The 12034-nt window shown below is 73.6% G+C and carries 11 protein-coding genes; 5 read left to right on the forward strand and 6 right to left on the reverse strand.

From position 1 onward, the window contains the following. Window positions 1–54: 54 nt before the first annotated feature. The 4 genes from pssA to moeA form a co-directional block, all read right to left on the reverse strand. Entirely contained in the window at window positions 55–1032 is a 978-nt protein-coding gene (gene pssA / locus AMIR_RS02195; protein ID WP_012783065.1) for a CDP-diacylglycerol--serine O-phosphatidyltransferase, read from the reverse strand. Window positions 1033–1035: 3 nt separating this feature from the next. After that, entirely contained in the window at window positions 1036–1749 is a 714-nt protein-coding gene (locus tag AMIR_RS02200; protein ID WP_012783066.1) for a phosphatidylserine decarboxylase, read from the reverse strand. Window positions 1750–1965: 216 nt separating this feature from the next. Then, window positions 1966–3477, reverse strand: a complete 1512-nt coding sequence (locus AMIR_RS02205; RefSeq protein WP_012783067.1) for a M48 family metallopeptidase — start codon at window positions 3475–3477, stop codon at window positions 1966–1968. 146 nt (window positions 3478–3623) lie between these two features. After that, window positions 3624–4829, reverse strand: coding sequence for a molybdopterin molybdotransferase MoeA (gene moeA, locus AMIR_RS02210; protein WP_012783068.1), 1206 nt, complete (start codon window positions 4827–4829; stop codon window positions 3624–3626). A gap of 69 nt (window positions 4830–4898) precedes the next feature. On the opposite strand from moeA, the gene AMIR_RS02215 reads away from it, so the two are divergent. The 4 genes from AMIR_RS02215 to groL all read left to right on the forward strand — a co-directional run bounded on the left by AMIR_RS02215 (window position 4899) and on the right by groL (window position 9176). After that, window positions 4899–5507: an AIM24 family protein gene (locus AMIR_RS02215; protein ID WP_012783069.1), complete on the forward strand. Its 609-nt coding sequence runs from the start codon at window positions 4899–4901 to the stop codon at window positions 5505–5507. A 131-nt stretch (window positions 5508–5638) separates the two neighbouring features. Continuing rightward, window positions 5639–5845 (forward strand): cold-shock protein, encoded by a 207-nt coding sequence (locus AMIR_RS02220; protein ID WP_012783070.1) that lies wholly within the window; start codon window positions 5639–5641, stop codon window positions 5843–5845. Window positions 5846–5979: 134 nt separating this feature from the next. Beyond that, on the forward strand, window positions 5980–7314 hold the full coding sequence (locus AMIR_RS02225; RefSeq protein ID WP_012783071.1) for a serine/threonine-protein kinase: 1335 nt from the start codon (window positions 5980–5982) through the stop codon (window positions 7312–7314). 239 nt (window positions 7315–7553) lie between these two features. After that, window positions 7554–9176, forward strand: coding sequence for a chaperonin GroEL (gene groL, locus AMIR_RS02230; RefSeq protein ID WP_012783072.1), 1623 nt, complete (start codon window positions 7554–7556; stop codon window positions 9174–9176). Window positions 9177–9655: 479 nt separating this feature from the next. Here the strand turns inward: groL and AMIR_RS02235 are convergent, their stop codons facing one another. Together AMIR_RS02235 and AMIR_RS02240 are read right to left on the reverse strand one after the other, a co-directional pair. Next, window positions 9656–10153, reverse strand: a complete 498-nt coding sequence (locus AMIR_RS02235) for a hypothetical protein (RefSeq protein WP_012783073.1) — start codon at window positions 10151–10153, stop codon at window positions 9656–9658. Next, complete coding sequence (locus AMIR_RS02240) at window positions 10150–10755, reverse strand: RNA polymerase sigma factor (RefSeq protein ID WP_012783074.1); 606 nt, start codon at window positions 10753–10755, stop codon at window positions 10150–10152. Before AMIR_RS02240 ends, AMIR_RS02235 begins: the two co-directional genes overlap by 4 nt. 380 nt (window positions 10756–11135) lie before the next feature. On the opposite strand from AMIR_RS02240, the gene AMIR_RS02245 reads away from it, so the two are divergent. Continuing rightward, a complete protein-coding gene (locus tag AMIR_RS02245) occupies window positions 11136–11810 on the forward strand; it encodes a copper homeostasis protein CutC (RefSeq protein WP_012783075.1) in 675 nt (224 codons plus the stop codon). The last annotated feature ends 224 nt before the right edge of the window (window positions 11811–12034 follow it).

The following is a 12034-nucleotide window of genomic DNA, read 5'->3' on the forward strand; positions in this document are numbered from 1 at the left end:
TCACCGCCTGATGCCCCTCGACGCCGACCGCGCACCCGCGCCCGCCGCCCGAACTCACTTGCGCCGCAACCCGAGCTGCCGCCAGGCCCGCCGCCCGCCGCCGTTCTCGCGCCGCGACTCGGCGCCGTCCGACCCGACCGGGCCGGGCACGTCGTCCGCGTCGACCCGCCTCGGCCGCCGCACGGCCCGCCGCGCCGCGCCCGCGACCCGGTTCCGCATCGGCTGCCGCAGCCCGAGCCGCCGCGCCGCGACCCCGTGCGCCCTGCGGATCGCCCGCCGGTCGGCCGGGGGCACCTCCCACGCCTCGGGGTGCTTGGCCAGCCACCGGTACCGCCGCACCGCGTACGGCAGGTGCGCCAGGTACACGACCTCGATCACGACCAGCACCGCCAGGGGGAACGTGATCAGCGCCGCCGCGACCAGCGCGACCACCACGAGCAGCGGGGCCACCAACCGCTGCGGCACCTTGATCGTCTTGATGGACAGCGTCGGGATGCGGCTCACCAGCAGCAGCGCGACCGTCACCGTCCACACCGCGACCACCGGCGTCGAGGACCACCAGCCGGACCGGCCCAGCTGCTCGTCCAGCGTCAGAGGGAGCAGCAGCAGCAACCCGCCTATGGGGGCGGGCACGCCGACGAAGAACTCCTTGGCGTACGGCGGTTGCTCGACGTCCAGCAGGGTGTTGAACCGCGCCAGCCGCAGCACCATGCACACCGCGAACACCAGCGACACGACCCAGCCGAACCGGTCCGGGTCGAACTTCCACACGTACAGCACCATCGCGGGCGCGACGCCGAACGAGATCGAGTCGGCCAGCGAGTCCAGCTCGGCGCCCATCTTGCTGGTGGCGTCGAGCATCCGGGCGAGCCGCCCGTCGAGCCCGTCGAACAGGGCCGCCGCCGCGATGGAGGCGATCGCCGCCCCGTACATGCCCCTGATCGCGAAGTGCACGGCCGACAGGCCCGCGCACATCGCCAGCACGGTGATGGCGTTCGGCAGCAGCCGGACGCCCGGTGCGGTCGACGCCACGGCTCAGTTCCCCGGCAGCTCGGCGAGGACGGTCTCCCCGCCGATGGTGCGCTGACCCGCCTCGACCAGGACGCGGGACCCGCGCGGCACGTACAGGTCGACGCGCGACCCGAAGCGGATCAGGCCGTAGGTGGAGCCCGCGGCGACGGCGTCGCCCTCGGACACCTCGCACACGATGCGCCGGGCGACCAGGCCCGCGATCTGCACGACGACGATCTCGTGGCCCTCCTCGGAGGTCAGCCACACCGTGTTGCGCTCGTTCTCCTCGCTGGCCTTGTCCAGGTCGGCGGAGAGGAACTTGCCCGCGTGGTAGGAGACCTGGCGGACGACGCCGGTCACCGGGACGCGCTGCACGTGCACGTCGAACACCGACAGGAACACGCTGATCCGCGTCATCGGTTCGGAGCCCAGGCCCAGCTCGGCGGGCGGCAGGGCCTCGACGACGTGCGAGACGGTGCCGTCGGCGGGCGCGATCGCCAGGCCCGCGCGGGTGGGGGTGGTGCGCTTGGGCTCGCGGAAGAACCACGCGACCCACGCGGTGACCAGCGCGCCGACGACACCGGCGGGCTTGGAGATCCGGCGCAGCAGGAGCGTCGCCGCCGCCGCGCCTGCGACGAACGGGCGGCCCGCCGGGTGCATCGGGGGGACGATCCCCTTGGCGAGCTCGATGAAGTGGGAAACGGCACCACTGTTGTGCTTGTCGCGATCGACCGTCATGTCTCTTCCGATGTGTGGGCGTGGTTCCGCCACACGCTACGCGGTCTGCCCCGGAACGTCCGGGTTGCCCGTGCGCCCCCGACGAACGCACGGGCAACCGGACTGGCAAGTGGTACGGCCGTATCGCAGAGTGTAATTCAGATCACAATGCATGTTCCACAGTTGAATATGAGCCCTCGGTCACACCCGGTCGGACGCACGCGCCGGACCCCGCCCTCACGCGGTCGGCACGACCAGGTCCTCGGCGATCCGCTGCACCCGCGTCACCCGCGCGCGCCGCGTCCCGAGCACGTCCGCCGCCCGCTTCCACGCCTCCGCCGCGCGCTCCGGCCCGCCCAGCACCTCGGCGAACAGGGGCGGCCCGTCGACGGCGCGCCCGTCCTCCAGCCGCACCACCCACCGCTTGTCCCAGTCCGCCTCGTACGCGCCGACCCCGGCGGCCACCAGCTCGTGCTCCAGCACCGCGCCGAGCAGCCCGGCCAGCACCTGCGCCCGCTGCTCCTCGGGCACCTCGCCGCCCAGCAGCTCCGCCGACAGCAGGTGCCCCAGCAGCGCGTCCCGCTGCCCGGTGGAGGCCAGCGCGGCCAGCGCGTCGTCCAGCGACACCTCGCCGGGCAGGCCCGCCCGCGCCCCGGCGACGGCCAGCAGCCCGGCCCGCCGCTCCCCGTGCTCCCGCGCGACCACGGACACGACCTCGTCCCAGTCGGCGGTCGGCCCGAACCCGCCGCCGACCATGATCGAGCGCTCCAGGTCGGCGGTCGCCCCGCTCAGCAGCGTCCACGCCGGGCGGTCGTCCCGCTCGACCTCGGGGGAGGGCAGCGTCGCCATCCGGCCGACCCGCTCGCGGATCGGCGGGTGGCTGTCGAACACCGACTCCGGCTCGCGCGCCAGCAGCTCGGCCCGCGCCTCGTCCATCCGGCCCCGCCGCTCCGGCTCCGACAGGTAGGCGTGGAACCCGGCCATCACCGGCGGGGTCAGCTCGGCCTGCGCGCCCAGCGACAGGAACTGCGCCTGGTAGCCGTTCCACGCCGCCCCCAGCACCGGCAGCTTCCGCAGCGCGGACTGCGCGGCCTCGCGGCCCGCGGCGGTCACCGACGCGGTGTCGGCGTCCAGCTCCTGCCTGCGGTTCACCGACGCGGCCACCCGCGCGTAGAGCTTGGCGTACCAGGCGAACGGGCGCTGCAGGAACGTGTCGTCCAGCCCGTCCACCACGTGCACCAGCGCCTCCTTGGCGCGGTAGGTCAGCGCGGACAGCTTGGTGTGCCCGCCGCCGTAGTGGCCCAGCTCGTGCGCCAGCACCGACCGCAGCTCGCTCGCGGTCAGCCCGGCCAGCAGCGGCAGGCCGATCAGCAGGGTCCGGCGGCCCGCGCGCAGGCCCAGCATCGGAGCCTGCTCGGACACGGCCGCGTTGACCGCGCCCACCAGCCGGATCTCGTCGGGGCCCCTGGTGCCCGCGACGGCGGCCAGCTCGTCCACGACGGCCCACAGCCCTGGCTGCGCCTCGCGGGTGAGCGGGGCGCCCTCGACCTCACCGCGCGCCTTGAGCGCCTTGTAGAGGGCGCTGATCAGGATCAGGACCAGCGGGACCGCGATCAGCGCGATCTTGATGGCGTTGAACTCGCGGCCTGTCGCGAAGCCGTACACCGTCAGCGCGCACAGCCCGACGGTGAGCGCCGTGAAGAGGACGAAGAAGCCGATCAGCAAGCCGACGGCGAGAACCGCGCGCATGGCAATCCCTCAGCAGGTGGAGAAGGCCCGCCCCCCTGGCAGGCGGCGGCACCGTAGCACGCGCCCTCAGCAGGTCACACCGCATATATGAAGATCATTCAGAAGCCGTGGGGAGGCGTGCCGCGCACCCCTGCAAGGGGGAGCCCTCAGAGCAGCCGGACCAGCACCTCGTCGCCGTCCGCCAGCTCGTCCACCTCGGCGGGCACCTCGATCAGGCAGTTGCTCAGCGCCAGCGACGACAGCAGGTGCGAGCCCGGCCCGCCCACCGGCGTCACCACCTGGCCCGAGCCCGCGTCGTACGCCCCGCGCCGGAACTGCGTCCGCCCCGACGGCGAGGAGATCGACCCGCGCAACCGCGCCACCGCCGTCGGCCGCTCCACGTCCACGAACCCCATCGCCGCCCGCAGCGCGGGCCGCACGAACACCTCGAACGACACCTGCGCGCTCACCGGGTTCCCCGGCAGCGTCGCCACCGGCACCCCCAGGTACCGGCCCGAGCCCTGCGGCCCACCCGGCTGCATCGCCACCTTCGTGAACTCCACGCCCCGCCCGGTCAGCGCGTCCTTCACCACCTCGTACGCGCCCGCGCTCACCCCGCCCGAGGTCAGCAGCAGGTCGAACCCGCCGATCCGCTCCTCCACGACGGCCCGGAACCGGTCCACGTCGTCCGGCACGAACCGCAGCTGCTCCGCCTCGCCGCCCGCCTCGCGCACCGCCGCCGCCAGCATCAGCCCGTTCGACTCGTAGATCTGCCCCGGCAGCAGCGGCTCGCCGGGGGCCACCAGCTCCGACCCGGTCGACAGCACCAGCACCCGCAACCGCCTGCGCACCGGCAGCGCGGGGATGCCCAGCGCCGACACCAGCCCCAGCTGCGCCGCCCCCAGCACCCGGCCGGCCCGCAGCGCGACCTCGCCGACCTTCACGTCGTCCTCGGCCCACCGCACGTTCTGCCCGAGCCGCACGCCCCGGTCGATCCGCACCGACCGAACGCCCGCGTCGGTCCACTCGACCTGCACGACCGCGTCCGCGCCCGGCGGCACCGGCGCGCCCGTCATGATCCGGTGCGCGGTCCCCGGCTCCAGCGGGACCACGTCCGTGCGCCCGGCCGGGATGTCCTCCGGCACCGGCAGCACCACCGGCAGCTCCGCCAGGTCGGCGACCCGCACGGCGTAGCCGTCCATCGCCGAGTTGTCGAACGGCGGCAGCGCCACCGGGGCCACCGCGTCCGAGGCGAGCACCAGCCCCAGGCAGTCGGCGAGCGGCAGCTCGACCACCGGCGCGACGCCGATCAGATCGGCGATGCGGGCCTTGTGGGCAGCGACTCCGGTCAGCGCGTTGGACACGCCGTCCATCCTCCCCCTCCCGTGCGAGACTGCACGAACCGGCCGGGTGGCGGGTCGGGTGACAGGGGGATGACCACAGTGCAGGTGCGGACCAGGCACACGCCCGGCTACGGCGTCGCGAGGCTGCTGCTGGCCCCGGCCGAACCGGTGCTCGTGGAGCGCGGCTCCGTGCTCGGCACCAGCTACGGCGTCGGCTTCGACACCCGCGCCAAGGGCAAGGGCGTGCGCGCCGCGCTGTGCACGGCGGGCCCCGAGGGCGGCTGGGTGGACGTGGCCCCCGGCGTGCCCGGCGACCTGCACGTGGTCGACCTGGACGGCAAGTCCGGCTGGTGCTTCGCGGGCGACGCCTGGCTCGCCTGCGCGGGCACCGTCGGCCTCGACCCGGCCGCGCCGCCCCTGCGCGCCCTGCACGGCGGCGACGCGGGCTTCCTCAACTACGCCTTCGGCACCGGCCCGCTCGTGCTGGCCTGCGCGGGCGCCGTCGACGTCGTCACCCTCGAACCCGGCGAGCTGGTCACCCTGCACAGCGGACACGTGCTCGCCTTCGCCGACACCGTCCAGTGCAGGCTCCGCGCCGTCTCCCCGGACCTGCCGCAGTCGGTCCGCGACGGCGAGGGCCTCGCGCTCGACTTCGCCGGGCCCGGACTCGTGCTCACCCGCACCCGCAAACCGCGCCGCAGGTCGTGAGCGCCGCAGGTCGTGAGCGTTGCGGGACAACGGACTCAGCGTGACCGCATGACTCCGTAAGGAGGTATCCCGAGCACCCTCCGTGCCTCTAGCGTGGCGCTTTGCTCAGGTATTTCTCGAAGGAGGACGTCTTGGCTGTCGGCACGGTCAAGTGGTTCAACTCGGAGAAGGGGTACGGCTTCATCGCCGCCGACGGCGGGCCGGACGTCTTCGTCCACTACTCGGCGATCATGATGGACGGATTCCGCACGCTCGCCGAGGGCGACCGCGTGGAGTTCGAGATCCAGGCGGGCCGCGACGGCCGCAGCCAGGCCTCGGACGTCCGCAAGGCGTCGTGACGCCCGCCCGGTCCGCCCACCGGGTGGACCGGGCGTCCCACCCCACCCCCGAGGGGGAGTGATCCGGTGGGAACGGGCGCCGTTTGCACGGGACTGGGCGCGGGCGGGGCCGCTCGCGGGTTAGGCTGCCTCGCGTGTCGGAGGACCTGAGCGGACGGCGGTTGGGGCACTACCGGATCGACGGGGTGCTCGGTCGCGGTGGCATGAGCGTCACCTACAAGGCCACGGACGTCAGGCTCGGCCGCAAGGTGGCGCTGAAGGTCATCGGCGAGCACCTGACGGCGGACGCCGAGTTCCGCGAGCGCTTCGTGGACGAGGCCCGCAACACCTCGGCCATCGACCACGCGAACATCGTCCCCCTGTACGACTTCGACGAGGTCGACGGGCTGCTGTACATCGCCATGCGGCTGGTGGACGGCCAGGACCTCGCCACCCACATCAAGGACGGGCCCCTCGCGCCCTCGCGCGCCCTGGTGCTGCTGGAGCAGGTCGCCGAGGCGCTGGACATGCTGCACGGCAAGGGCCTGGTGCACCTGGACGTGAAGCCGGCGAACGTGCTGGTCACCACGAAGGAGGCCACCCGCGAGCACGTGTACCTGGCCGACTTCGGCCTGACCCGGCGCGGCGCGACCGGCCACCGCACCCGCACCGGCGACTTCCTCGGCTCGCCCACCTACGCCGCGCCCGAGCACCTGCGCGGCGAGCCGCTGGACGGCCGCACCGACCAGTACGCGCTGGCCTGCATGGTGTTCGCCTGCCTGACCGGCCGCCCGCCGTTCCAGGGCGGCGTGCAGGACGTCATCCAGGGCCACCTCGGCTCGGAGATCCCGCCGATCACCTCGCTGGTGTCGCTGCCGCCCGCCGTGGACGACGTGCTGCGCAAGGGCACCTCGAAGGACCCGGCGCAGCGGTTCGCGACCTGCCACGAGTTCATCACCGCCGTCACCGCCGCGCTCGGCCCGGCCGCGCAGCAGACCACCCCGCCCCGCCCGGCGGGCGCGCCCGCCCCGCAGCAGCACGCGGGCCAGCAGCACGCGGGCCCGGCCAGCGGCGGCTTCCCGGCCCAGCAGGGCGGCTACCCGCAGCGCCCCGGCTACCAGCAGCACCAGCACCAGCAGCAGTACCCGCCGTCGGAGCCGATCCGGCTGCGCCCGCCGACGCCGGTCGGGGTGAGCGCGTTCTCGGACACCAAGCAGCCCCGGCCCGCGTGGTTCGTGCCCGCGCTCGCGGGGGCGATCGCGGTCGTGGTGATCGTCATCCTGGTGCTGGTCCTCAAGCCGGAGGACGAGCCGACCCGGCCGCCGTCGAGCCTGCCCGCGTCGTCCGGCCCGGCCTCGCCGGGCCAGGCCCTGGCGAGCGCGCCGCTGCCCGGCCCGGTCCTGCCCGCGTCCGCGCTGCCGGGTGCCGCCGGGGTCCCGTCGGCCGTGATCGGTGACGCCCAGTCGCCGTCCGTTCCCCCGTCCGCCTGATAGACGCCTCTCCCTGAGCTGCGGTTCTTGCACTCTCGGGTGGCGAGTGCTAAACACGAACCTGGCACTCGGCACTGCTGAGTGCCAGCACAAGCAGGCTGGGACGGTGAGGCCGAGCTCCTCCGGGAGCGGGGTCGTCCGTCGCGGGCACCGATGTCCTGGCCGAAGCACCGTGTTCCGCTGCGGGCGCACGTCCGCAGTGGTCCCCAGTACGCAATCAGGCGGAGGAACACACCGCAATGGCCAAGATGATCGCCTTCGACGAGGATGCCCGCCGCGGTCTTGAGCGAGGCATGAACATCCTCGCGGACGCCGTCAAGGTGACGCTGGGTCCCAAGGGCCGCAACGTCGTGCTCGAGAAGAAGTGGGGTGCGCCGACGATCACCAACGACGGCGTCTCCATCGCCAAGGAGATCGAGCTCGAGGACCCGTGGGAGAAGATCGGGGCCGAGCTCGTCAAGGAAGTGGCGAAGAAGACCGACGACGTCGCGGGTGACGGCACCACGACCGCCACCGTGCTCGCCCAGGCCCTGGTCCGCGAGGGCCTGCGCAACGTGGCCGCGGGCGCCAACCCGCTGGGCCTCAAGCGCGGCATCGAGAAGGCCGTCGAGGCCGTCACGGAGCAGCTGCTGAAGACCGCCAAGGAGGTCGAGACCAAGGAGCAGATCGCCGCCACGGCGTCCATCTCCGCGGGCGACTCGACCATCGGCGAGCTCATCGCCGAGGCCATGGACAAGGTCGGCAAGGAAGGCGTCATCACCGTCGAGGAGAGCAACGCTCTCGGGCTCGAGCTCGAGCTCACCGAGGGTATGCGCTTCGACAAGGGCTACATCTCCGGCTACTTCGTCTCCGACCCGGAGCGCCAGGAGGCCGTGCTGGAGGACCCGTACATCCTCCTCTACGGCTCCAAGATCGCCTCGGTCAAGGACCTGCTGCCGCTGCTCGAGAAGGTCATGCAGAGCGGCAAGCCGCTGCTGATCATCTCCGAGGACGTCGAGGGCGAGGCCCTGGCGACCCTGGTGGTCAACAAGATCCGCGGCACCTTCAAGTCCGTCGCCGTCAAGGCGCCCGGCTTCGGCGACCGCCGCAAGGCCATCCTGCAGGACATCGCGATCCTGACCGGCGGCCAGGTCATCACCGAGGACGTCGGCCTCAAGCTGGACACCGCGGACCTGTCCCTGCTGGGCAAGGCCCGCAAGGTCGTCGTCACCAAGGACGAGACCACCGTGGTCGAGGGCTCCGGTGACGCCGAGCAGATCCAGGGCCGCGTCAACCAGATCCGCGCCGAGATCGAGAAGTCGGACTCGGACTACGACCGCGAGAAGCTCCAGGAGCGCCTGGCCAAGCTCGCCGGTGGTGTCGCGGTCATCAAGGCGGGCGCCGCCACCGAGGTGGAGCTCAAGGAGCGCAAGCACCGCATCGAGGACGCGGTGCGCAACGCCAAGGCCGCCGTCGAGGAGGGCATCGTCGCCGGTGGCGGCGTCGCGCTGCTCCAGGCCGCCGAGGCCGCCTTCGCGGGCCTGAAGCTCGAGGGCGACGAGGCGACCGGCGCCAACATCGTCAAGGTGGCCGTCGAGGCCCCGCTGAAGCAGATCGCCGTGAACGCGGGCCTTGAGGGCGGCGTCGTGGTGGAGAAGGTCAAGGGCCTCCCCGTCGGCCACGGCCTCAACGCCGCGACCGGCGTGTACGAGGACCTGCTCGCCGCGGGCGTCCCGGACCCGACCAAGGTGACCCGTTCCGCGCTGCAGAACGCCGCCTCGATCGCCGCGCTGTTCCTCACCACCGAGGCCGTCGTGGCCGACAAGCCGGAGAAGGCGGGCGCGGCTCCGGCCATGCCCGACGCCGGCGGCATGGACTTCTGAGTTCCCCCACGGGAAACCGGAAGCACACCAGCCAGACCACCGGAGTGCCCGGTCCGCCACGGCGGACCGGGCACTCCGGCGTTCGGGGAAGTTCTGCGGGAGTTCCGTGGCCGCGCACCGCCGCCGCCACCATCGCCGCCGCCGCCGAAGTCCCCCTCCCTGCGGAAAGCGCTTTCCAGCCGAGCGGGAACCTTCACCGCCCCGTGCGCTCGAAGAGTCGCGGTCCAGGAGGAACGTCATCGCTGAAGACCGCTGCCAAGCCGGAGGAACCCGCCCTGCCGGAGAGCGTCGCCGAACCACCCCGCCGGAGAACCCCCGCGCCGGTCCCAGTCGGAGCGCCCGCCGCTCTTTGACGAGGCGCTTCCCTGACCGGTGCCGTGCCGTGCCCTGCTCCCGTCCCGTCACCTGCCACTCGCCGCCGTGCCCACCGCCGCGCTCCCCGCAGGCCCCCCGACCGCGGCTCCGCCCGGTTCCCGCCGCTACAAGACGATCGTCGGGGTGACCACGGTCTTCCCGGCCACGCCCCCCGCGCCGTCGGCCAGGTGCACGATGATCTGCGTCGTCCCGGCGGGCACGTCCGGCACCACGAACCGCCCGACGTCGTCGGCCTTGGTCGTGGTCGACCCGTGGTCCGCGACCCTGACCTCCACGGTGTGCTCCCCGGCGGGCACCAGCCACCCGTCGATCCGGTGCCTGGCGCCCATGGACGTGAAGTTCACCATCAGGGTCAGGTCGTCCACCGTGAAGGTGATCGTCCCCTGCTGGCCGACGCCCCTGACCCCGGTGAGCGAGGCCGACCGCTCCCACCGGGCGACCTCGACGTCCAGGTCCTCCAGCGCCACGGCGAACTGGATGCGCTCCACCAGGCTGGCGGGCGGCGGGTCCAGCTCGTACACCAGTCGCCGCAGCTCGGCGAGGACTGCGGTGTCCTCGTTGTTCCCTCTGTGGTCATCGCGCGGATCGATGTCGTTGTTCACCGCGATCCTCCTTCCGCTTCGAGATGCGCCCGCAGCGTGCCCAAGCACCGACCCCTGGTGGGGCCGATGCTGCCGCGGGGCATGGACAGTGCTTCCGCCACCGCGCGGTACTCCGCCCGCCCGGCGAGGACGGTGAGCCGCAGCAGTTCCTGGCACCGCTGCGACAGCTTCCCGAAGGCGCGCCACAAGCGCTGGTCGCGGTCGTCGACCAGCGCGGCGTCCTCGGGCAGTCCGATGTGGCTCTCCTGCTGCTCCGCCATCTCGTCGGACAGCGACGACTCGCGCCGCGACGGCGTCCAGGTCCGCTGCGCCTCGCGGCGCGTGGCGACCACCAGCCACCCGGCCAGCGCCCTGGGCTGGGTGATCCGCCCCAGGTTCCGGAGCAGGGCCAGCCACACGGTCTGGACGACGTCCTCGGCCGTGCTCCGGTCCAGCCCGTGCCCCCGCGCCACGTGCCAGACCAGCGGGGTCAGGTCGTGGATGAGCACGTCCAGCGCCCGGCGATCGCCCGAGCGGGCGGCGATGACGCAGACCTCGTGCCGGTCCGTGCCGTCGAGCCCTTCCCACGGTGGGCGCTCACCGGTCATGCGCAGCTCGCCCACGCCGCCACCTCCTCCTCGCAGTGCCCCCGGACCGATCCGATCGTCACACACCCCGATCCCCGGAACGGCGGGGCGGTCCGCGCTGCCCCCCTGACAGCGCGGACCACCGCCGTGGCGGGTGCGGCCCGGTCGACACCCCTCGAACTCGACCGACGCCGCATCCCTCTCCCCCCTCAGGCATCTCCCCCTCGGCGACCCCTGTGGTCACCAGTTAAGGAGCGGGTGGTGCCGGGCTGGATACGTCACTTCTCATCCACAGTGTCCGGTCCGCCCGTTCGAGTGAACTTTCCGCAGTTCAGCGGTGTTGAGCGGCTCTTGTTCACAGTTTTCCGGGGGTCGCGCCCTAGGCGTTCCCCGCGACGGGTTCTATGGTCTAGACCATGTTGGAGATCATCGCCCTGACCCCGGCGGACGCGGCAGCGGCCCAGGCGGGTGGCGCGGACCGCTTGGAGCTGGTGGCGGACATGGTGTCGGACGGCCTGACCCCGTCCGCCGAGGTGCTCCGCGACGTGCTGTCCACGACGGACCTGCCGGTGCGCGTGATGCTGCGCGACGCGCCGGGCTTCGCCCCCGCCGACCCGCCGTCCCTGCGCCGCGCGGCGGCCCTGCTGCGGGAGGCGGGCGCGACCGAGTTCGTGCTGGGCTTCCTGGGGGACGGGGGAGCGGTCGACCGGGGGGCGTGCGCGGACCTGCTGGCGGAGCTGGAGGGCTGCGCCTGGACGTTCCACCGCGCCCTGGACAACGCCGCCGACCCGGAGGCGGCCTGGCCGGTCGCGGTCGGGCTGGGCTGCGACACCGTGCTGGCGGCGGGCAGCGCGCGCGGCGTCGCGGAGGGGATTCCGGTGCTCGAACGCCTCGCGGCGCGCCAGGCGGCGGACGGCGTGCGCCTGCTGGTGGGCGGCGGGCTCAAGCGCGAGCACGTGCCGGGCCTGGCGCGCGCGGGCGCGACGTCGTTCCACGTCGGCGGCGCGGTCCGCGCGCGCGGCTGGGACGGCCCGGTGTCGGAGCCGCTGGTCCGCGAGTGGGCCACGCTGGTGGCGGAGGCGCGGGGCTGACCGCACGGGCTGGCCGCGCGGGGCTGACTGCGCGGGGTTGACCGCGCGGGGCTGACTGCGCGGGGTTGACCGCGCGGGGCTGGCCGCGCGGGGCTGGCCGCGCGGGGCTGGCCGCGCGCGCCGGGGGCGACCACCCGTCTCCGGCGCGAGGAACCCCGCCGCTCTTTCGCTGAGGCGCACCCGGCCTCCGGGGCCGCTCTCCGGGCCCCGACGCCCGGTCCTGG

The sequence above is a fragment of the Actinosynnema mirum DSM 43827 genome, from assembly GCF_000023245.1.
GTDB lineage: Bacteria > Actinomycetota > Actinomycetes > Mycobacteriales > Pseudonocardiaceae > Actinosynnema > Actinosynnema mirum.